Source organism: Modestobacter sp. SYSU DS0904 (assembly GCF_054051115.1).
Genome location: NZ_JBJHAQ010000033.1, coordinates 22144 through 42585 on the forward strand (window position 1 = coordinate 22144; position 20442 = coordinate 42585).

The 20442-nt window shown below is 76.0% G+C and carries 22 protein-coding genes and 1 pseudogene; 12 read left to right on the forward strand and 11 right to left on the reverse strand.

The genetic code is table 11. The features are described 5' to 3' along the window. Window positions 1–155 precede the first annotated feature (155 nt). The 4 genes from ACI79U_RS17370 (at window position 156) to ACI79U_RS17385 (ending at window position 3585) form a co-directional block, all read left to right on the forward strand. Window positions 156–1352 carry a diguanylate cyclase domain-containing protein gene (locus ACI79U_RS17370; RefSeq protein WP_457070938.1) on the forward strand — a complete coding sequence of 399 codons (1197 nt, stop codon included), beginning with the start codon at window positions 156–158 and terminating at the stop codon, window positions 1350–1352. A gap of 69 nt (window positions 1353–1421) precedes the next feature. After that, window positions 1422–2150 (forward strand): ABC transporter ATP-binding protein, encoded by a 729-nt coding sequence (locus ACI79U_RS17375; RefSeq protein ID WP_457070941.1) that lies wholly within the window; start codon window positions 1422–1424, stop codon window positions 2148–2150. Next, window positions 2147–2914: an ABC transporter permease gene (locus ACI79U_RS17380; RefSeq protein WP_457070943.1), complete on the forward strand. Its 768-nt coding sequence runs from the start codon at window positions 2147–2149 to the stop codon at window positions 2912–2914. Before ACI79U_RS17375 ends, ACI79U_RS17380 begins: the two co-directional genes overlap by 4 nt. 89 nt (window positions 2915–3003) lie before the next feature. Further along, window positions 3004–3585 (forward strand): TetR/AcrR family transcriptional regulator, encoded by a 582-nt coding sequence (locus ACI79U_RS17385; protein ID WP_457070945.1) that lies wholly within the window; start codon window positions 3004–3006, stop codon window positions 3583–3585. Window positions 3586–3635: 50 nt separating this feature from the next. Here ACI79U_RS17385 and ACI79U_RS17390 read toward each other — a convergent pair whose 3' ends face one another. Continuing rightward, a complete protein-coding gene (locus tag ACI79U_RS17390; protein ID WP_457070947.1) occupies window positions 3636–4472 on the reverse strand; it encodes an acyl-CoA thioesterase in 837 nt (278 codons plus the stop codon). A 27-nt stretch (window positions 4473–4499) separates the two neighbouring features. Here ACI79U_RS17390 and ACI79U_RS17395 point away from each other — a divergent pair, with 27 nt between their 5' ends. Further along, entirely contained in the window at window positions 4500–5468 is a 969-nt protein-coding gene (locus tag ACI79U_RS17395) for an aldo/keto reductase (RefSeq protein ID WP_457070949.1), read from the forward strand. A gap of 3 nt (window positions 5469–5471) precedes the next feature. Here ACI79U_RS17395 and thpR read toward each other — a convergent pair whose 3' ends face one another. The 5 genes from thpR to ACI79U_RS17420 form a co-directional block, all read right to left on the reverse strand. Next, a complete protein-coding gene (thpR, locus tag ACI79U_RS17400) occupies window positions 5472–6050 on the reverse strand; it encodes an RNA 2',3'-cyclic phosphodiesterase (protein WP_457070980.1) in 579 nt (192 codons plus the stop codon). Beyond that, window positions 6047–6535 (reverse strand): hypothetical protein, encoded by a 489-nt coding sequence (locus tag ACI79U_RS17405; RefSeq protein WP_457072817.1) that lies wholly within the window; start codon window positions 6533–6535, stop codon window positions 6047–6049. Before ACI79U_RS17405 ends, thpR begins: the two co-directional genes overlap by 4 nt. A 126-nt stretch (window positions 6536–6661) precedes the next feature. After that, window positions 6662–8005: an MFS transporter gene (locus tag ACI79U_RS17410; RefSeq protein WP_457070953.1), complete on the reverse strand. Its 1344-nt coding sequence runs from the start codon at window positions 8003–8005 to the stop codon at window positions 6662–6664. Window positions 8006–8043: 38 nt separating this feature from the next. Next, the gene (locus tag ACI79U_RS17415; protein ID WP_457070955.1) at window positions 8044–8478 is read right to left on the reverse strand and encodes a MarR family winged helix-turn-helix transcriptional regulator; all 435 of its coding nucleotides are present in this window, start codon (window positions 8476–8478) and stop codon (window positions 8044–8046) included. Window positions 8479–8594: 116 nt separating this feature from the next. After that, window positions 8595–10139 carry an NCS2 family permease gene (locus ACI79U_RS17420; RefSeq protein WP_457070957.1) on the reverse strand — a complete coding sequence of 515 codons (1545 nt, stop codon included), beginning with the start codon at window positions 10137–10139 and terminating at the stop codon, window positions 8595–8597. A 165-nt stretch (window positions 10140–10304) separates the two neighbouring features. Here ACI79U_RS17420 and ACI79U_RS17425 point away from each other — a divergent pair, with 165 nt between their 5' ends. Then, entirely contained in the window at window positions 10305–10514 is a 210-nt protein-coding gene (locus ACI79U_RS17425) for a DUF2530 domain-containing protein (protein WP_457070959.1), read from the forward strand. A gap of 96 nt (window positions 10515–10610) precedes the next feature. Here ACI79U_RS17425 and ACI79U_RS17430 read toward each other — a convergent pair whose 3' ends face one another. Beyond that, window positions 10611–11447 (reverse strand): DUF3027 domain-containing protein, encoded by an 837-nt coding sequence (locus ACI79U_RS17430; RefSeq protein WP_457070961.1) that lies wholly within the window; start codon window positions 11445–11447, stop codon window positions 10611–10613. An 89-nt stretch (window positions 11448–11536) separates the two neighbouring features. On the opposite strand from ACI79U_RS17430, the gene ACI79U_RS17435 reads away from it, so the two are divergent. After that, a complete protein-coding gene (locus ACI79U_RS17435) occupies window positions 11537–13201 on the forward strand; it encodes an MFS transporter (protein WP_457070963.1) in 1665 nt (554 codons plus the stop codon). Then, a complete protein-coding gene (locus ACI79U_RS17440; RefSeq protein WP_457070965.1) occupies window positions 13198–13698 on the forward strand; it encodes a DUF2771 family protein in 501 nt (166 codons plus the stop codon). Before ACI79U_RS17435 ends, ACI79U_RS17440 begins: the two co-directional genes overlap by 4 nt. 59 nt (window positions 13699–13757) lie before the next feature. Here ACI79U_RS17440 and ACI79U_RS17445 read toward each other — a convergent pair whose 3' ends face one another. The 3 genes from ACI79U_RS17445 to ACI79U_RS17455 form a co-directional block, all read right to left on the reverse strand. Further along, window positions 13758–14141, reverse strand: a complete 384-nt coding sequence (locus tag ACI79U_RS17445; RefSeq protein WP_457070967.1) for a cold-shock protein — start codon at window positions 14139–14141, stop codon at window positions 13758–13760. Between the two features lie 179 nt (window positions 14142–14320). After that, window positions 14321–14542 carry a hypothetical protein gene (locus ACI79U_RS17450; protein WP_457070969.1) on the reverse strand — a complete coding sequence of 74 codons (222 nt, stop codon included), beginning with the start codon at window positions 14540–14542 and terminating at the stop codon, window positions 14321–14323. A gap of 120 nt (window positions 14543–14662) precedes the next feature. Continuing rightward, window positions 14663–15181, reverse strand: a complete 519-nt coding sequence (locus tag ACI79U_RS17455) for a hypothetical protein (RefSeq protein WP_457070971.1) — start codon at window positions 15179–15181, stop codon at window positions 14663–14665. 78 nt (window positions 15182–15259) lie between these two features. Here ACI79U_RS17455 and ACI79U_RS17460 point away from each other — a divergent pair, with 78 nt between their 5' ends. The 3 genes from ACI79U_RS17460 (at window position 15260) to ACI79U_RS17470 (ending at window position 19418) form a co-directional block, all read left to right on the forward strand. Further along, on the forward strand, window positions 15260–17545 hold the full coding sequence (locus ACI79U_RS17460) for a helicase-associated domain-containing protein (protein WP_457070972.1): 2286 nt from the start codon (window positions 15260–15262) through the stop codon (window positions 17543–17545). Between the two features lie 117 nt (window positions 17546–17662). Continuing rightward, window positions 17663–18946, forward strand: coding sequence for a class I SAM-dependent methyltransferase (locus ACI79U_RS17465; RefSeq protein WP_457070974.1), 1284 nt, complete (start codon window positions 17663–17665; stop codon window positions 18944–18946). A 10-nt stretch (window positions 18947–18956) separates the two neighbouring features. Next, window positions 18957–19418 carry a PaaI family thioesterase gene (locus ACI79U_RS17470; RefSeq protein ID WP_457070976.1) on the forward strand — a complete coding sequence of 154 codons (462 nt, stop codon included), beginning with the start codon at window positions 18957–18959 and terminating at the stop codon, window positions 19416–19418. A gap of 201 nt (window positions 19419–19619) precedes the next feature. Here ACI79U_RS17470 and ACI79U_RS17475 read toward each other — a convergent pair whose 3' ends face one another. Then, complete coding sequence (locus ACI79U_RS17475) at window positions 19620–19997, reverse strand: VOC family protein (protein ID WP_457070978.1); 378 nt, start codon at window positions 19995–19997, stop codon at window positions 19620–19622. Window positions 19998–20147: 150 nt separating this feature from the next. On the opposite strand from ACI79U_RS17475, the pseudogene ACI79U_RS17480 reads away from it, so the two are divergent. Continuing rightward, window positions 20148–20442 (forward strand): annotated as a pseudogene (locus ACI79U_RS17480) (HNH endonuclease); the annotation flags it as partial.

Below are 20442 nucleotides of genomic sequence, written 5' to 3' on the forward strand. Positions count from 1 at the left end.
GGTTCCCGGGACCACCCTCCCGGGGGAGGCCACGGGTGGCATGCCTGCGGTGGTGCGGCGCGCCGGCCGATCCTCCCGAGGTGTCGAGCCGCACTCCACCGGAGGTCGCGGGTGGTCCCGCCCGGTGGGGGGTCTTCCCGCGGCTCGCTGTGGGCATGGCCCTGCTGGGGCTGGCCGTCGGCGCCGTCTTCCCGCTGTTCGCCGAGTTGCTGGGCGTGCCGGCCCGGCACGCCGGCGACCCCTCCTTCCGCACCGCCTGCCTCGCCGCCGGGCTGCTGCTCGGCGGCGCGAACTGGTGGCTGGCGCGGGTGGTCATCGGCCGGCGGCTGCGGCTGCTCGCCGGCCGGCTGACCACGGTGGCCCGGACCGTCGGCGACCCCGTGGCCGAGCACCGTGCCACCACCACGCTCAGCCTGCCGGTCGAGTCGGCCGACGACCTCGGCACCACGGCCGCGGCGTTCAACGCCCTGCTGACCGCCCTGGAGCGCGAGCGCCGCTTCCGGTCGGTGCTGCACGCCACCAGTGACGTGACGGCCCTGCTGAACCCCGCCGGCGAGATCGCGTTCGTCTCCGACTCGGTCACCGACGTGCTCGGCTGGGCGCGGCAGGACCTCGTCGGCCGCGGCGTGCGGGAGCTGCTGCACGCCGAGGACGGCGACCTGTTCACCGCCGAAGGCCACCCGGTCAGCCGGGACCAGGACCGGACCCAGGTCTTCGTGGTGCAGGCCCGGCACCGGGACGGCGGCTGGCGGCACCTGGAGGTCAGCTCCTCCGACCGCCGCGACGACCCGGTGATCGACGGGGTGCTGCTCACCGCCCGCGACGTCACCGAGCGGCTGGAGCTGCAGCGCCGGCTGTCGTTCCAGGCCACGCACGACGCCCTCACCGGCCTGCCGAACCGGGCCGCGGTGCTCGACCGGGCCGATGCGCTGCTGGGCGATCCGCGCGGCGGCGGCCGGCTGGCCGTGGTCTTCCTGGACCTCGACGGGTTCAAGGAGGTCAACGACACCCTCGGCCACGGGCACGGCGACCAGGTGCTGGCCCAGGTGGGTCCCCGGCTGCGGCCACTGGTGCGCGACAGCGACCTGGTGGGCCGGTTGGGCGGCGACGAGTTCGCCGTCCTGATGCCCGGGGTGAGCCCGGCGGAGGCGGTCTCGGCCGCCACCCGGCTGCGGGCGGCGCTGCAGGTGCCGTTCCCGGTGGAGGGCCGTGACCTGGCGCTCGACGCGAGCCTCGGCATCGCGGTCTCCGGTCCGGACGCCGCCGACACCGAGACGCTCTTCCGGCAGGCCGACATCGCCATGTACCGGGCCAAGACGGGCCGCACCGGGGTCGCGCTCTTCGAGCCTTGACGTCCCCGGCCCCCGGTGGTCAACTCATCAGGCGTTGAGTTCATCAGTCGTTGAGTTCCGGAGGTCGCCGTGGACGCCGCCGTCACCGTCACCGTCACCGATCTCGTCGTGCACCGGGGTGGCCGCCGGGTGCTGCACGGGCTGGGCTTCGCCGCGCCGCCCGGGCAGGTCACCGGTCTGCTCGGGCCCAGCGGCGGCGGGAAGACGACGCTCCTGCGCGCCGTCGTCGGGGTGCAGCGGATCTCCTCCGGGCAGGTCACCGTGCTCGGCGAGCCGGCCGGGGCGCGGTCGCTGCGCAGCCGGGTCGGCTACGTCACCCAGGCCCCGAGCGTCTACCCGGACCTGACCGTCCGGGAGAACGTCCGGCACTTCGCGGCCCTCGCCGGACGGGACGCCGCCGCCGCCGACGCCGCGCTGACCGACGTCGGCCTGGGCGCTGCGGCCCGGCAGCTGGTCGGCGACCTCTCCGGCGGGCAGCGCGGCCGCGCCTCGCTGGCCTGCGCCCTCGTCGCCCGGCCGGACCTGCTGGTGCTCGACGAACCCACCGTGGGGCTCGACCCGGTGCTCCGGGTCGAGCTGTGGGAGTTGTTCCACACCCTCGCCGACGGCGGGACGACGCTGCTGGTCTCCAGCCACGTGATGGACGAGGCGGGCCGCTGCGACCGGCTGCTGCTGCTGCGTGACGGCCGGCTGCTCAGCGACTCCACGCCCGCGCGGCTGCGCGCGGAGGCCGGCACCGAGGACCTGGAGCAGGCGTTCCTGACCCTGATCCGGCAGACCGGGCAGGTGCCGGCGTGACCGCCCCGGTGCACCCGGCGCTGGCCGGGGCGACCGCCGTCCGGGTGCTGCGGCAGCTGCGCCACGACCACCGCACCGTGGCGATGCTGCTGGTGCTGCCCAGCGCGCTGCTGGGCCTGCTGTACCTGGTCTACGCCGACGTGCCCGCCGTCCCCGGGCAGCCGGACACCTTCGACCGGGTGGGGCTGACCATGCTCGGCGTGCTGCCGTTCGTGGTGATGTTCCTGGTCACCAGCATCGCCATGTTGCGGGAACGGACCACCGGCACGCTCGAGCGGCTGCTCACCACCCCGCTGTCCCGGGGCGACCTGCTGCTGGGCTACGGGACCGCGTTCGGGCTGGCCGCGGCGGCGCAGGCGGTGGTCACGGTGACCGTCGCGACCACCCTGTACGACCTGGACGTCGCCGGCCCGGCGGCCCTGGTCGTGCTCATCGCCGTCGTCGACGCGGTGCTCGGCGTCGCCCTCGGGCTGCTGGCCAGCGCCTTCGCCCGCAGCGAGTTCCAGGCGGTGCAGTTCATGCCGGTGGTGGTGCTGCCGCAGTTCTTCCTCTGCGGCCTGCTCGTGCCGCGGGAGGAGCTGACCGGGTGGCTGCAGGCGGTCAGCGACGCGCTGCCGCTCACCTACGCCGTCGACGCGCTGCGGGAGGTCGGCGCCTCCGCCACCGCGACGGGCACCATGTGGACCGACGTCGCCGTCGTGGCCGGCGCCGCGCTGCTGGCCCTCGCGCTGGCGGCGACCACCCTGCGGAGGAGGACCAGCTGAGCGACCCCGCGCCCCGGCCACCTGGCCGTCGAACTCCGGGCCGCCGGTCCACCGGACGCCGGCCCGGCAACCCCGGGACCCGGGAGGCCGTGCTCGCCGCGGCGCGCGAGGCCTTCGCCGAGCGGGGGTACGACGGCGCCTCGATCCGGCTGATCGCCACCGCCGCCGGCGTCGACCCGGCGCTGGTGCACCACTACTTCGGCAGCAAGGACAAGCTCTTCCTCGCCGCGGTCGAGGCTCCGGCCGACCCCGCGGAGCTGCTGCCCGAGGTGCTCGCCGGGGGGACCGCGGAGCTCGGGGCGAACGTCGTCCGGATGCTGCTGCGGGTCTGGGACGGCCCGGCCCGCGCCCGTGGCCTGGCCCTGGTCCGGTCGGCGGTGAGCAACGAGTGGACCGCCCGGCTGCTGCGCGAGTTCCTCACCGCGCAGGTGCTGCGCCGGGTGCTCGGCACGCTGGACCTGCCGCCGGCCGAGGCGGAGGCGCGCGGCGCGCTGGCCGCCTCGCAGCTGGTCGGCCTGGTGATGACCCGCTACGTGCTGCGGGTGGAGCCGCTCGCCTCGGCACCGGCCGAGGAGCTGGTGGCCGCGATCGGGCCCACCGTCCAGCACTACCTGACCGGTTCCGTGCAGCTGCCGGGGATCGGGCCGGGCACACCTGGGCTCCGGCACTGAGAGCGACTCGGACGCGGCGGCGGTCGGCCGGGGAGTGGCTGGTCCCGCCGCTACCTGGGGGCGCGGGCGAGCTGGCGGCTCTGCGCGACCAGCCGGCCGGTGGAGTCCCAGATCCGGTAGTCCTCGTCCAGCCAGCCGCCGGCGATCTCCCCGGCGCGGGCCTCGACCAGGCACCAGCCCGGTGCCGGCAGCGCGCGCACGAGCACCTGCAGCTGCACCGTCGGCGCCCAGCCGAACCGGCCCAGCGCCCAGCTGGTGGGCGGCAGCGCATCGGCGAAGGCGACCAGCGCCAGCGGATCGGGCTCCCGGTCGTCGGTGAACCGGAGCCAGGCCCGCAGCACCGGCTCCTCCCCCGGCTGCCCCAGCGCCCAGCCGGCGTTCGCCGGGTCCAGCCGGACGTCGATCCGCCGCACCAGCCCGGGCACCTGGATCTCCGGCGGCGCCAGGTGCGCGTGCTCGGCGATCGAGAGGCACTGCTCGACCGGGGCCACCACCGGCCGGGGCGCGACCACCGATGGCGGCTCGTCGCCGAGCGTCGCCGTCGTCGCCTGCACGGTGATCGCCGGCCCCGCGTCGTCGGCGAGCACCACCTGGCTGTGCGCCAGGGTGCGTCCGGCCGGGCCGGGGACGACGGTCAGCGACACCGGGCCCGCCGCGGGGGCCCGCAGGTAGCTGGCCGACAACGCCACCGGGTGCGGGTGCGGCGACTCCAGCACCGCGGCCCGGGCGGCGACTGAGAGCAGGTACCCGCCGTTCAGGATCCCGCCGCCGACGTCCCAGCCGGGGTCGAGCTCGGCGGCCAGGCCACCGGCCTCGGTGCGCAGGACGGCGGTGGCCGTGTCGAACGCGGTGTCGCCGGTCGGGCTGGACTGGTCGGTCTGCGGCACGTCGGACAGGGTGCCAGGCTCGGCGGCATGGACCAGACCCACCTCGGCCGCAGCGGCCTCTCCGTCTCCCGGCTGTGCCTGGGCACGATGAACTTCGGCTGGAAGACCTCCGAGGAGGACAGCCACGCGATCATGGACCGCGCCCAGACCGAGGGCGTGAACTTCTTCGACACCGCCAACGTCTACGGCTTCGACGCCGGCAAGGGCCGCACCGAGGAGGTGCTGGGCACCTGGTTCGCGCAGGGCGGTGAACGCCGGGAGCGCACCGTCCTGGCCACCAAGGTCTACGGCGGCATGTCCGACTGGCCCAACGACACGTTCCTGTCCGCCCGCAACATCATCCGCTCCTGCGAGGCGTCGATGCGCCGGCTGCAGACCGACTGGATCGACCTCTACCAGTTCCACCACTCCGACCCGGCCACCCCGTGGGACGAGATCTGGCAGGCCTGCGAGACCCTCGTCGCCCAGGGCAAGGTGCTCTACGTCGGCTCGTCCAACCACGCCGGCTGGCAGCTCGCCGCGGCCAGCGAGTCCGCGCGCGCCCGGCACTTCACCGGCCTGGTCAGCGAGCAGTCCATCTACAACCTGCTGGTCCGCGACATCGAGCTCGAGGTGCTCCCGGCCGCCCGGCACTACGGCATCGGCGTCATCCCGTGGAGCCCGCTGCAGGGCGGCCTGCTCGCCGGCGTGCTGGCCAAGGCCGACGGCGACCGGCGCAGCGCGGAGCAGGCCCAGCAGCGGCTGGCGCGCCACAGGCCCGCGGTCCAGGCCTACGAGGACACCTGCGCCGAGTGGGGCCTCGCCCCGGCCGACGTCGGCATCGCCTGGCTGCTGACCCGCCCGGGCGTGACCGCACCGATCGTCGGGCCGCGCACGATGGCGCAGTTCGTCGGTTCGCTGGGCGCCACCTCGATCACTCTGGAGCAGGCGCAGCTGGACCGGCTGGACGAGATCTTCCCCGGCAAGCAGGCGGCCCCGATGGAGTACGCCTGGTGAGCGTCAGCCCACCGGCCAGGCGGTGACCCGCTCGTAGCGCGGCGCCGCGCCGAGGTGGCTGCGCCACAGCACCACCTCGGTCACCGGCCATCCCGGGCCCCGGTGCCCGTGCAGCCGGTCGGGCAGGTCGCCGTCGGCGGGCTGCCCGGGGCGCCACCGGCCCACGGTCAGGTGCGGCCGGAACGACCGGTCCTCCACCAGCAGGCCCACGCCGCGGGCGGCCGCGGCCAGCCGGTCGGCCAGCGCGGTCAGCGGCGCGACGTCGCCGGTCACCCCCACCCAGCAGACGGCGGGACGACGACGCGAGCCGAACCGGCCGCCCTCACCCAGCGCCAGCGACATCGGCGGGGCCGCGGCGACGGCGGGCCCGACCGCGTCGAGCAGGGGCACCAACCGGCCGGCGGGCACCTGCCCGAGGAACAGCAGGGTGAGGTGCCACCGCTCCGGCGGGGTCCAGCGCGGCGCTCCCGGCGCCGCACGCAACGGCCGCAGCGCCCGGTCCAGCTCGGCGACGGCGTCCGGCGGTGGGTCGACTGCGAGGAACAGCCGGCCCGCCGACCCCTCGGTGGCCGGGCGGGTCAGCGGCTCACCACCAGCCCGGCGGCCTCCAGTGCCCCGATGAGCCGCAGCCGCTCGAGCTCGCGGAGCTCCGGGGGTGCCGTGGCCAGCTGGTGCTCGACCTGCAGCAGCCCCGCGGCCTCGATGAGCACGTCGTCGTAGGCGGCCAGCAGCCCGCGCCGGCGGGCCATCGGCATCCCGCCGGGGACCATCGCGAGTTCGCGGGTCAGCCGCCGGACGTCGCCCGCGACCGCTTCCAGCGGCCGCCGCGCCGGGAGGTTCGGGTCGGTCGCCGGGCCGGCCCTGCGCCGGGCCGAGGAGCCGGCCGGGTGGGTGGCGGGACGCCGCGTGGGCGGCCGCGGTGGGGCCTGCCGGCGGGCGAGCTCCCGGGCCCGGGCCCGGCGGCGGGCGGCGCGGCGGTGCTGCAGCTCCCCGGTCGCCCAGCGGACCAGCAGCAGCATGACCAGCACGGCGACGGCGAGGAGCACGGTGAGGACGCCGAGGCGCATCAACGACGTCCCGACGTCCGTGGCTCCCGACCCTCCCGACGGCACGTCGCGACGGTACGACGCTGTTGCCAAGACCACAACGTGACGACGTCAGCGCAGGCGGTGAGCTGCCCGGACACGCGCCCCTCAGCGGGCCGGATCCCGCGCCACCTGCTCACCCGGCACCTCCCCGTCGGCCGCCTCGGCCAGCCCGGCGGCCGGTGCCGGCACCGGCTGCCGGGCGGCGACGTGCAACTGCGCGCTCGGCGGGCGGACGTGCACCTCCAGCCGCACCCGCCGGCCGCGGGCGAGCAGCACCCCGGCAACGACCGCGGCCACCACGCAGGCCAGCCCCCCGGCGATGAAGCCCCAGCGGGTGCCCAGGTGCTCGGAGACCCAGCCGATCACCGGCGCCCCCACCGGGGTGCCGCCCATGAAGCACATGAAGTAGAGCGCCAGCACCCGCCCCCGCATCTCCGGCGCGACACCGAGCTGCACGAAGCTGTTGCAGGCCACGCTGAACACCAGCGCGGCCGCCCCCGTCGGCACCAGCAGCACGGCGAACGACATCTCGGTCGGCATCAGCCCGGCCACGACGAGGAGCACGCCGAAGGCACCGGAGGAGGCGACCAGGAACCGCTGCAGCGGCCGGGTGCTGCGCCGGGTGGACAGCAGCGCCCCGGACAGCGAGCCGACGGCGTAGCAGGTGGAGAGGAAGCCGAAGGCGGTCGCGCCCAGCCCGAACTCCTCCCGGGCCATCAGCGCGATGGTGATCTGGGTGTTGAAGCCGAAGGTGCCCGCCACGAACGCCAGCCCCATGGCCAGCAGCAGGTCGGGATGGCGCCGGGTGTAGCCCAGCGCCTCGCGGAGCTGCCCGCGGGACCGCGCCGCAGGTGGGCTCCGGTGGAGCTCGCTACCCCGCATGGCCAGCAGCGCGGTGATGGTCACCGCGAAGCTCGCGGCGTTGACCAGGAACGCCGGCCCGGTGTCCCCGCCGGAGATGCCGATGAGCGAGCCGGCCAGCGCCGGCCCGACGAGCCGGGCGCCGTTGAAGACGGTGGAGTTCAGGCTGACCGCGTTGGCCAGCCGCTCGGGGCCGACCATCTCCGAGACGAACGACTGGCGGACCGGCATGTCCAGCGAGGACGCCATGCCGAGCGCGGCGGCGAGGAGGTAGACGTGCCAGAGCGCGATCGCGTCGGTGACCACCAGCAGGCCGAGCCCGAGGGCGAGCGCCCCCATGACCGCCTGCGTGATCGTCAGGACCCGGCGCTTGGAGTGGCGGTCGGCCAGCACCCCGCCGTAGAAGCTGAACAGCAGCGTGGGGGCGAACTGCAGCGCGGTGGTGATGCCGAGCGCGACGCCGCTGCCCCCGGACAGCTGCAGGACCAGCCAGTCCTGGCCGATCCGCTGCATCCAGGTGCCGGTGAGGCTGACCAGGTTCGCCGAGGCGTACAGCCGGAAGTTGCGGACCCGCAGGGCCGCGAACATCCCCGCCCGTCCCGGTGCGGCTGCCTCAGGCGTGGGGGTCACCCACTGGCGAGCTTGTCCATGATCGCCGCGGCCTCGCGGAGCACCTCGCGCTCCTCCGCGGTCAGCTCCTGGAGCTGACCGGTCAGCCACGCCTCGCGGGCCCGCACCTCCTCGCCCAGCAGCTCCTCCGCGGCCGGCGTGAGGTCGATGACCACCTGCCGCCCGTCCGTGGGGTGCGGGGTGCGGGTGACCAGGCCCTTGCCCTCCAGGGCGACGACCACCCGGGTCATCGACGGCGGCTGCACCCGCTCGTGCGCCGCCAGCTCCCCCGGGCTCATCGCGCCGTGCCGCTTCAGCGTCGACAGCGCGGCCAGGTGGGTGAGCGTCACCGAGGTGTCGACCCGCTGGTTGCGCAGCCGCCGGGAGAACCGCATGACGGCCAGCCGCAGGTCGTGGGCGAGCGCCGCGGTGTCCAGCGTCGTCCGAGCCACGTCGCCACCTTAACCGGGGTGACGAGCCTGCCTAACGATCGGGGACGTGCTGGAACGGCCCCCGTCCAGCGGCCCGCCCTGAGCTGGCGAAGGGTGGGGAGGACGGGGGCCCTGTTTCACAGCAGCTGCTGGATCGGCTCGAGCGCGAAGTAGACGACGAACAGGCCGGCCACGACCCACATCAGCGGGTGCACGTCCCGGCGCCGGCCGGCGACCACCCGCAGCAGCACGTAGCTGATGATGCCGGCGCCGATGCCGTTGGTGATCGAGTAGGTGAACGGCATGAGTGCGATCGTCAGGAACGCCGGGATGACCAGCGACATGTCGTCCCAGGTCAGGTTGCGGATCTGGCTGATCAGCATGGCCCCGACGATCACCAGCACCGGAGCGGCGGCCTCCGAGGGCACGACCTGCACCAGCGGGGTGAAGAACGCCGCGACCAGGAACACCAGGCCGGTGACCACGCTGGCCAGGCCGGTGCGGGCGCCGTCGCCGACGCCCGCGGCGCTCTCGATGTAGGTGGTGTTGCTGGACACGCTGGAGGCGCCACCGGCCGCCGCGGCGAGCGAGTCGACCAGCAGCACCGGCTGCGAGCGCGGCAGGTTGCGCTTCTCGTCGAGCAGGTCACCCTCGGCGCCCACGGCGGTGACCGTGCCGACGGTGTCGAAGAAGTCGGCGATCATGATCGAGAACACGATCAGCAGGGCGGCGATGACGCCGATCCGGGAGAACCCGCCGAACAGCGAGAACTCGCCGACCAGCGACAGGTCGGGCAGGCCGAACCAGTCGTCGGGCCAGCTGGGCACCTGCAGCGCCCACCCGCGTGGGTTGCTCGCGCCGTCGGCGCCGGTGCGCGGCCCCACCTGCGCGATCGCCTCGACCACGATGGCCAGCACCGTGGTGGCCACGATGCCGATGAGCAGCCCACCCCGGATGCGGCGCACCACCAGGATGCTGGTGAGCAGCAGACCGACGACGAAGGTGAGCAGCGGCCAGCCGGCGAGTTGGCCCTCGACGCCGAAGCTGATCAGCGCACCGGTGCCCGGTCGGATCACCCCGGCATCGGCGAGCCCGATGATGGTGAGGAAGAACCCGATGCCGACGGCGATGGAGACCTTCAGCTGGGTGGGGATCGCCTCGAAGACCGCCCGCCGGAAGCCGGTGAGCACCAGCACCGCGATGAGCAGGCCCTCCAGCACGACCAGGCCCATGACCTCCGGCCAGGTCAGCTGGGTCGCGGCGTAGACGGCGACGATCGCGTTGATGCCCAGACCGGTGGCCAGCGCCAGCGGGTACTTGCCGATGACCCCCATGGCGATGCTCAGCACCCCGGCCAGGACCGCGGTCACCGCGGCGACCGCGGTGAACGGCAGCGTGTTCCCCTCGACGTCGGCCCCGGACAGGATGATCGGGTTGAGGACCACGATGTAGGCCATCGCGAAGAACGTGGTCAGCCCACCGCGGACCTCCCGCCCCACCGTGGAGCGCCGGGCGGTGATCTCGAAGTACCGGTCCAGGCCGTTGCGCGGCTTGATCCGCGGCCCGGCGCTGCGCCGCGGCGTGGTGCCCTCCGACGCGCCGAGCACCGCCTTGCCGTCGGCCGCGTCGGCCGCTTGCGGACCGGAGGCGGGCGTGCGGGGAGGACGGGACCTGTCGGGCATGGGGAACCCCCGGGAGACGCGGGCCGGCGCGGCGCGACCGGGCGACGGCGCACCTGGCGGACCGCCCGGTGCAGCTGGCAACGAGCGGCGACAGCGTGCCACACGCCCACCCGCCGGCGGGCAGGGCGGCGCCGTGACCGGCATCCGGGACCCTACGCTCAGGACGTGCCCGCGCCCTCCCGCCCGTCCCCGCCGCCGCTGAAGGTCGACACCGCGCGCGTCGTCCTGATCGGGACGGCGCTGTGGGCGGCGGCGCTGGTGGTGCTGCTCCTGCTCGGCGACCGGGTCGATCGGGTCTGGGTCTGGACCTGCGTCGCCGCCATCGTCCTCGCCGGCCTCGGCCTCGCCCTCATGCGCTGGCAGGGGCAGCGCTGACACTGTCGGCCTACCGGCCTCCACCGCGGCCAGGTGCCGTGCCCGGCTGGCGCTGAGCCGTCGCCGTCCTGGTGATCCGAGGGCGCGTGCGCGCCCTCAGATCACATCGAAGTCGGCGGTGTCGTAGCGGGCGGAGGTGGTGACCTCCACCGGGTCGCCGCTGGTCCGGTCCAGGGTGGCCTGGCTGTGCGCACCGCAGCCGTAGTCGACGGTCACCACGTGCCCGTCGGCCGGGGCGTAGGCGTTGCCGCACGCACCGAACGACAGCCGCATCGACCCGGCCAGCGGGATCCAGAAGCCGCACGTGCCGCAGGGCCCCGGCGCGTGCCGCGCCATCGCCGAGCGGGGGCCGAAGTCGCCCTCCCGCCAACGGTCGGCGGCCTTGCCGCGCCCCTGCGGGGAGAGCACGCGCTCGCGCCCCACCCCCAGCTCCTCGGCGACCACGCGGCCGGCCGGGTCGTCGGCGGCGTCGTCCTCGGCCAGGTAGGACGGCACCAGCCGGTCGTCGTCCTCGGTGGCGGGCAGCACGTCGCCCACCGACATGTCCCCGGGCCGCAGCCGCTCGTGCCAGGGCACCCAGGCGGGGGCGAGCAGCGCCGAGTCCCCGGGGAGCAGGACCACCTCGTCGACGGTCACCTCGTCGTCGCCGGGGACGCGGGCGACGGTGACCGCCCAGTGCCAGCCGACGTAGCCGGGCAGCTTCGCGGCGAAGCTGTGGGTGAGGACGGCGCCGAGGACCTCCACCGGAGGCTCGTCGGCGGTGGGCTCGGCGACGAGCGGTTCGGCGAGGACCCCGAGGTGGTCGCCGACCACGGTGGGGTCACCGGCGACGTCGACGGCGGCGGCCCGGGCCTGCTCGACCGCGGCGGCCAGCACCTCGTCCGGCTGGGGACCATGGGCAGCGGCGTACGCGGAGTCGGACACGTGGCCCATTGTCCCGGATGACCGCACCGGCGCACCCCACCGCACCTCCCCCGTGCCGTTTCCGTCGGTCGCACAGGTGGCTGCGGCACGATGGGGCCGTGCCCGCCGCCTCCGGACCCCGTTCCTGGCGTGCCCGGCGACGCTCGCGCGGCGAGCCCGACCACGGGGTGGAGACCTCCCCGATGGGCATCCGCCGCCAGCAGACGGCGCCGATGCCGGTGGCCGCCGCCCAGCCACCGGGCGACGACACCCCGACGACCGTCCGCACCCCGCCGGCCCCCTCGTGGCAGCAGACCCGCCCCGTGCCCCCGCTGCCCCCGGCCGGGTCACCGCCCGCGCACCCGTCCCCGCCGGCGGCACCCCTGGGTGCGCCGCCGCCGGGCGGGCCGGCGGGCGCGACCGCCGCACCGCCGGGGCCCGGCGGGCGGCCGGCCAAGCTCACCGTCACCCGGGTCGCGGCCGCGCGCAGCCGGGAGCTGACCGCGGCGACGGTCCGGCGGGTCCGGGCCGCCGGCCGCGCGGACGGCGCCGGGCAGACCGGCCTGTCCCACCTGGTCCTGGTCAACGCCCTGCACGTGGCCGGGGACGCGATGATCATGGTCTCGCTCGCCGGCACGCTGTTCTTCTCCGCCGCCACCACCGACGCCCAGCGGTGGAACGTGGCGCTGTACCTGCTGGTGACGATGGCGCCGTTCGCGCTGGTCGCCCCGGTGATCGGCCCCGCGCTGGACCGGCTCCAGCACGGCCGCCGCTGGGCGCTGGCCGGCAGCCTGGGCGGCCGGGCGGCGCTGGCGGTGCTGATGGCCGCCCACCACGACGACCTGGCGCTCTACCCGGCGGCGCTGGGCGTGCTGGTGCTGAGCAAGTCGTTCAACGTCCTGCGCGCAGCCGTGGTCCCGCGGGTGCTGCCGGCGGCCCTGTCGCTCACCTCCGCCAACGCCCGGCTCTCGGTGTTCGGCCTGGCCGCCGGCGGCGTGCTGGGTGCCGTCGGCGCGGGCATCGCCGCACTCCTCGGCTTCTCCTGGGAGCTCGGGGCCACCGCGGTCGTCTTCGTCGTCGCCGGGGTGCTGGCGGTGCGGTTGCCGCCGCACGTGGACGTCGCCGTCGGCGAGCAGCCGGCCGACGTGCTGCGGACGACGCCGATCCGGCTGCCCGGTCGCGCCCGGCGCCCGGTGGTCCCGCACGTGGCCACCGCCCTGCGCGCCACCGCGGCGCTGCGCGGGCTGGCCGGGTTCCTCACCATCTTCTCCGCCTTCCTGGTGCAGGCCACCGTCGACGGCGGCTGGCAGGCCACCGCGGCGCTCGGCTCGATCGCCGCCGCGGCGGGCGTGGGCAGCTTCCTCGGCACCGCGGTGGGCTCGCGGCTGCGCACCACCAGCCCCGACCGGGTGGTGCTGGTGGCCGCCGGCATCGCCGCGGCGATCACCGCGCTGGCCGCCGCGCTGTTCAGCCTGCCGATGGCCGCGCTGGTCGCCGGGGTGGCCGCGGTGACCAACGCGCTGGGCAAGGTGGCCCTGGACGCGATCATCCAGCGGGAGGTGCCCGACGCGCTGCGCGCCTCGGCGTTCGCCCGGTCGGAGACCTGGCTGCAGCTGGCCTGGGTGCTCGGTGGCGCGCTCGGCATCCTGCTGCCCACGACCGGCTGGCTGGGCTTCACGGTGGCCTCGGCGCTGCTGGTGCTCGCCGTCGGCCTGACCCTGGGGAGCCTGCGCTCCCGCAACGGAACCGGCGGCCGGGCCGCCGACGAGGAGGCACGGACGTGAGCACGGCACGCGGCGCGACCGCGGTGGCACTGCTGGGTGGGCTGGCGGTGCTCACCGGCTGCGGCGACCGGGCCACCGGCGACCCGGTGCCGAGGGTGACCGTCGAGGTGGGCCCGCAGCAGGTGACGCTGGACCCCACGCAGTACTGCCGCGACGACGAGGGCGAGCGCTACGAGGTCACCCCACCGATCCTGGAGGTCTCGCCGGACACCCCCGTCCTGCTGGAGGTGCCCGAGGCCGTCGCCGAGGACGGCTGGAGCGTGCAGGTCTTCGACGATCAGCTGGAGGAGCAGCTCGGCGAGGTGGACGTCGACGCCGGTGCGGACGTGTTCGACGGGATCAACACCTCCGACGTCGTCCCGCCGACGTACTACCTGGTGGTGGTGCAGCGCGCCGACCCCGACGCGTGCGAGGGGCTGTCCGGCGCCTGGCCGGTGGGCTTCATCCGCGCCGGCGAGGGCACCGCCGCGACCACCGAGGCGCCCCCGGCCGGCTGAGGAAGGACCCCCTCGCCCCCCACCGCTCGCACGCTCGCGGCGGGTCCCTGCGAGGGGGCCTAGGCGTCGAGGTCGTCGGCGACGGCGCGCAGCACGGTGGCGACCTTCCGGGCCACCTGCTTGTCCGGGTAGCGGCCGCGCCGCAGGGCGGAGGAGGTGCCGTCCAGCAGCTTGATCAGGTCCTCGATGATCGGCACCAGGGTCTCGGGGTCCCGGCGGTGGCCGGCGACGGCGGAGGGCAGCGGGTCGAGCACCCGCACCTGCAGGGCCTGGTCCCCGCGGCGCCCCTGGACGATGCCGAACTCCACGCGCTGGCCGGGCTTGAGCTCGGTGGTGCCGGCGGGCAGCGCGTCCTTGTGCACGAACACGTCCGGCCCGCCGTCGTGGGCGAGGAAGCCGAACCCCTTCTCCGCGTCGAACCACTTCACCTTGCCGCTGGGCACGTCGATCCCTCGGTCAGTCGTCGCTGGGCCGGCTCCTCGAGCCGCCGGACCGTGCGGCCGGCTGCCGGCCGCACGCGTTCCAGATTAGCCGCGGCGCGACCGGTGGGCCGTTGCGCTGCGGCTGCCCGGCAGCGGCACCGCGGAGGTGCCGCTGCCGGCGGACGGCAGCGCGGGAGGGGTCACCGGTTCTCGGGGAGCTGCACACCCGCCCGGTTCGGGCGGTCCTGCGGGTGGGCGTAGCGCAGCCGCTCGGGCGGGAGCGGGAAGGCGTGGTCCTCGCCGAACGGGGACAGCCCGCCGGCCATCTCGCTGACCAGCTCGGTCACCGGCGCCTCACCCTCGGTGCGCCGGCCCCAGGTGGGCTCGACCAGGTGGGCCTGCTTGTCGTTGCGCTTGGCCATGTCGCCTCCGTGTGCGGTGCAGCCGGTCCGGACGCCGGCGCGGTTCCCGCTCATCTTCCCGCGCCGCCACCCTGTGACACGCACCGCACTCCGTGGTGTCGCACCTGCGGGTGGGAGAGCTCAGCTGCGGGTCGTCTCCCGCGCGCCGTAGACCGTGCCCGCGCCGTCGGCGGTGAGCACCCACTCCCGGGGGGAGACCTGCGCGACGGACACCTCCGCGTCGGCCAGCCGCTGCACCGCGCGGGTGCGCCAGATCGCGGTGGAGAGCAGCCGCAGGCGCAGTGGCTCGTCGGCCAGGTCGTCGTAGCCGATCGGCTCGACCTGCAGCGTCGCCGGGCCGGCGACCCGCAGCACCCCGGTCCGCCAGCTGGTGCCGGCCAGGGCGCGGGTCCAGCGCCGGGTGCGCACCAGGGCCCCCGCGCCCACGACGACACCGATGATCCCCCCGACCACCAGGACGACGAGGACCAGCCCGGCGAACGGCGGTCGCCCCCCGCCGTCGTCGGCGATCCGGAGCAGCGCCGCCCCGAGCACGCCCCCCAGGACGACGGCGAGCACGCCACCGCCCAGCCAGCGCAGCGCTCCGGCGCGGTGGGCGGCCAGGGCCGTGCGGGTCTGCGGATCGTCGAGCGCGGCCATCCGGGCATGGTCGCAGAGCGGGGTGGCGGAGCGGCTGTGCGCAGCGGTCCTCCCGGGCGGGGACGTAGCGTGGACCGGATGTCTCCGGACCAGCCGCCCGCCACGCTCGCCGCCTGGCTGCGCACCCGCACCGACGAGCAGCTGGGCGCCCTGCTGGCCGCCCGGCCCGACGTGGCGCGCCCGGCGCCGTCCGACGTCGTCGGCCTGGCGACCCGGCTGGCGGTGCCGGTCTCGGTCGACCGGGCGCTCGACGAGCTGGACGCCGCGACCCTCCAGGTCCTCGACGCGGTGCTGCTCTCCCCCACCGACGGGGTCCCGCGGACGGCTCTGCCGGGGCTGCTGCCCGGCGTCCCCGCCGAGGTGGTCGACGCCGCGGTGGAGACGCTGAACACCCGGGCGCTGCTCTGGGGCGACGCCGAGCTGCACGCTCCCGAGCCGGTCCGCCGCGCGGTGCGCTACCCTGCGGGGCTGGGCCGGCGGGCGACCGACCTGCGGGTGCCGCTGCCCCGCGACCTGCCGGCGGCCCTCGCCGAGCTGGACGACGACGAGCGGGCGGTGCTCGAGCGGCTCGCCGGCGACCGGCCGGTCGGCCACCTGCCGGACACCGCGGCCGACGGGCCGACCTCTCCCGCCCGCCGGCTCCTGCAGCGGGGGCTGCTCGCGCGCATCGACGCGGTCAACGTCGAGCTGCCCCGGGAGATCGGCCTGCTGCTGCGCGGCGAGCGGCCGCTCGGCCCGCCCCGGCTGCGCCCCGAGCCGCGAGTCAGCGAGCGCGACCCGACCGTCGTCGACCGGCAGTCCGCCGGGGCGGCGCTGGAGGTGCTGGGCCGGGTCGTCGACCTGCTCACCGCGCTGGAGGAGGAGCCCGCCGGGCTGCTGCGCAGCGGCGGGCTGGGCGTCCGCGACCAGAAGCGGCTGGCCAAGGAGCTGCGGATCGGCGAGGCCGACGTCGCCTTCCTGACCGAGCTCGCGCACGTCGCCGGGCTGCTGGACGTCGGCGGGGCGCAGCGCGACGAGTGGCTGCCCACCCGGCTCTACGACGCCTGGCGCGAGCAGGACCTCCCCGACCGCTGGGCCGCGCTGGCCGACGGCTGGCTGGCCAGCACCCGGCTGATCTCCCTGGTCGGGCAGCGGGACGTGGCCGGCAAGGCGGTCAACGTGCTCTCCCCCGACGTCGTCCGGCAGACCGCGCCGGTGCTGCGGCGCTCGGCGCTGTCGGTGCTGGCCGAGTTCCCGCCCGGGCGGGGGCTGGTCGCCGAGGAGCTGGTCGCGCTGCTGCGCTGGCGCACCCCGCGGCGGGCCGACCGGCTGGCCCCGGTGCCGGCGCTGCTGGCCGAGGCCGAGCGGCTGGGCATCGCCGTCGGCGGGGTGCTCAGCACCGGTGGGCGCGGGCTGCTCGCCTCCGGGGAGGACGCCGCCGCCGACGGGATGCGCGGGCTGCTGCCCGAACCGCTGGACCACGTGCTCGCCCAGCCGGACCTGTCGCTGATCGCCCCCGGCCCGCTGGTCGCCGAGCTGGCCGGGACGCTCGCCGTCGTCGCCGACGTGGAGTCCTCCGGCGGGGCGACGGTCTACCGGGTCAGCGACGGCAGCATCCGCCGCGCGCTGGACGCCGGCTGGTCGGCCACCGACCTGCACGACCTCTTCACCCGCGTCTCCCGCACCCCGGTGCCCCAGGCGCTGGACTTCCTGGTCGACGACGTCGCCCGCCAGCACGGCCGGCTCCGGGTGGGCGCCATCGAGTGCTACGTGCGCTCCGACGACCACGGCCTGGTCTCCCAGGTGCTCAGCGACCGGCGGACGGCGAACGCCGAGCTGCGCCGCCTCGCCCCCGGGGTGCTGGTCAGCGGGCTGCCGCCGGAGGAGGTGCTGACCGTGCTGCGCGCGGCGGGGTACTCCCCGGCCGGGGAGAACGCCGGCGGTGCGGTGTTGACCCGGCCCGCCCAGCCGCCGCGCGCGGCCGGTCGGCGGCCCGGGAGCTCGGCACCGGTCGCCCCGCGCCCGCTGTCGGTCGACGACGTCGCGGCGACGGTGCGGGAGATCCGGGCGGGGGACGCGGCCCTCGCCGCCCGCCGCACCGACCCGGTGCGGCAGATCCCGGGCGTGACGACGGCGAGCACGCTGGAGCTGCTGTCCCAGGCGGTGCGCGAGGGCGTGCCGGTGTGGCTGGGCTACGTCGACGCGCAGGGTTCGGGCAGCCAGCGCGTGGTGCAGCCGGTGTCGCTGGCCGGTGGCTTCCTGCAGGGCTTCGACGAGGGCCGCGGGGAGACCCGCACGTTCGCCGTCCACCGGATCACCTCGGTGGCGCTGGCCGCCCCGGAGGACGCCGCCGGTCGATCCAACGCGCCGGATGTCGTTCCGTAGATCGACGACCCGCGGGAAGATCACGAGACCGCCCGGCGTTGCGCGGGACAGTTGGTGAGTGCAACCGGCCTGCCAGCTCTGGTCGGCCGGCTGCGAGCGGAGGCGAGGAGCGTGAACATGGCGGGACGTCCGACGGTCGCCGATCGGCTGGCAGCGGCACTGGGCGCGGTGCTGGGGACGACGGAGCTGCCGGTGCGGCTGCGCGGCTGGGACGGCTCGCTGGCCGGCCCGCCGGGCGCCCCGGTGCTCGGCGTCCGGTCCCGGCGGGCGCTGCGCCGGCTGCTGTGGGCGCCGGGCCAGCTCGGGCTGGGCCGGGCCTACGTCGCCGGGGAGATCGACGTGGAGGACGACGTCTTCGCCACGTTCGCCGCGGTGAGCTCCGTGGGCCGGCTGGCCGAGACCGGCCCGATGGCCGCCCCGACCGCGCGTGAGCGGCTGGCGCTGCTGGGCACCGCGCTGCGACTGGGCGCGATCGGCCCGGAGCCGGCGCCCCCGGCCGAGGAGGCCGACCTGGGCCGCACCGGCCGGCGCCACTCCCGGACCCGGGACGCCGCGGCGATCAGCCACCACTACGACGTCGGCAACGAGTTCTACGAGCTGGTGCTCGGCGAGTCGATGGTCTACTCCTGCGCGGTCTGGGACTCCCCCGACGCCGGCCTGGACGCCGCCCAGGAGGCGAAGCTCGACCTGGTCTGCCGCAAGCTCGGGCTGCGGCCCGGCATGCGCCTGCTCGACGTCGGCTGCGGCTGGGGGTCGCTGGCCATCCACGCCGCCGAGCGGTACGGGGTGACCGTCGTCGGCATCACGCTGTCGGAGGAGCAGGCGCGGATGGCGCGCAAGCGCGCCGCCGAGGCCGGGCTCACCACCGAGATCGACATCCGCGTGCAGGACTACCGGACGGTGGACGACGGCCCCTTCGACGCGATCGCCTCGATCGGGATGTCCGAGCACGTCGGGCGGGCGCAGCTGCCGGCGTACGTGCGCACGCTGGCCGGGCTGCTCGCCCCCGGCGCGCGACTGCTCAACCACGCCATCGCCTGGAACGCCGGGACCGCCGGCTGGAGCCCCGACAGCTTCATCGCCCGCTACGTCTTCCCCGACGGCGAGCTGCTGGGCCTGGCCGAGACCGTCGGCGCCCTGGAGGCCGGCGGTCTGGAGGTGCTCGACGTCGAGGCGCTGCGCCGGCACTACGCCCTCACCCTGCGCGCGTGGGTGCAGCGGCTCGAGGAGCACTGGGACGGCGCCGTCGCCGCGAGCAGCGAGGGCCGGGCGCGGGTGTGGCGGCTGTACATGGCCGCCAGCGCGCTCGCCTTCGAGAAGGGCGACATGGGGATCAACCAGGTGCTGGTCCAGGCACCGGGCGGCGCCGAGCCGCCGCTGCGCCGGACCGACTGGGTGTGAGGCTGCTCCGGTGACGGTCCCGCGGGTGAGCATCCAGCAGCGGCTGGTGCCCGAGCTGACGTGCTTCGGCTGCGGGCCGGCCAACGCGCGCGGGCTGCGGCTGGCGAGCTTCCCCACCGACGACGGCGTGACCGCCGGGTTCACGCCCTGGCCGGAGCACGACAACGGGCTCGGGTACCTCAACGGCGGGATCATCTCCACGCTGCTGGACTGCCACAGCGCCGCGGCGGTGCTGCACGAGGCCGACCTGCGCGGCTGGGGCCCGCTGCCCGGCGCCGCTCTGCCCTACGTCACCGCCGGCCTGGACGTCCGCTTCCTGCGCCCGGCGCCGCTGGCCGAGCCGGTGACGCTGCGCGCGGTGGTCACCGAAGCCGACGAGTCGGCGATGACCGTCGACGTCGAGCTGGTGTGGGACGGCAAGCCCCGGGCCGCCGGCGTCGCGCACTGGAAACGCTGGCGGCCGCGCACCTGACCCGCTCAGCCGTGGTGGACGGCTCCGACCCGTTCAGCCGTGGTGGACGGCTCTGCCTCTCTCAGCCGTGGTGGACGGCTCTGCCTCTCTCAGCCGTGGTGGACGGCTCTGCCGCTCTCAGCCGTGGTGGACGGCTCTGCCGCTCTCAGCCGTGGTGGACGGCTCTGCCGCTCTCAGCCGTGGTGGACGGCTCTGCCTCTCTCAGCCGTGGTGGACGGCCTCGATGTTGTGCCCGTCGGGGTCGCGCAGGAAGACCGCGTAGTAGCCGGGGTGGTACTCCGGCCACTCGCGCGGCGCGTGCAGCACCTCGGCTCCCGCCGCGCGGGCGGCGTCGTGCACCGCGTCGACGGCGGCCCGGCCGGGCGCGCGGAAGGCGATGTGCGCCTCCCGCGTCTCGCCGCCGGCGGCGGGGCTCAGCCAGAAGTCCGGCGAACCGTCGGGACCGCAGAGCCCGACCACCGAGGACTCCCCGGCCGGGAATCGCACCGCCTCCCGCAGGCCGATGGGCGCGAGCGCCCGCACGTAGAAGGCCACGGCCGCCTCGACGTCGGCGACCTGGATCCCCAGGTGGTCGAGCATGCCGGCACCGTAGCGCCGCCGCGGGTCCCCCGGGCACCCGTTGAACGCCGGCGGCCCGCAATCGACCTGCTCTCGGGCCACCGGCGTCCAGCCCGCACGGTCAGCTCCGCCGCCGCGGAACTGTCGTACCTCGAACGTATGTTCGGGTGCATGACGGAGACCGCGGCCCTGCCCCCGCCGTCGGTCCCGCCTGCCCGGTCGGCCAACGTGGTGATCGAGCTGCACTACCCGGGGTCCCGGGAGCCGTCGCCGGCGTCGCAGTGGCCCGATGAGCTGCTCGCGGCCCGGCTGCAGGGCATCCAGCGCCAGCGGGCGCGAGCCACTGCGGAGGAAGCCGAGCTGATCCTGGCCCTGGCCGGCCAGCGGCCCTCCGCCGCGGATCCTGCGCCGGATCATCCCGGTGCGCGGCGGGCGGGGTGGACCGCCCAGCCGGCCGACGGTGAGG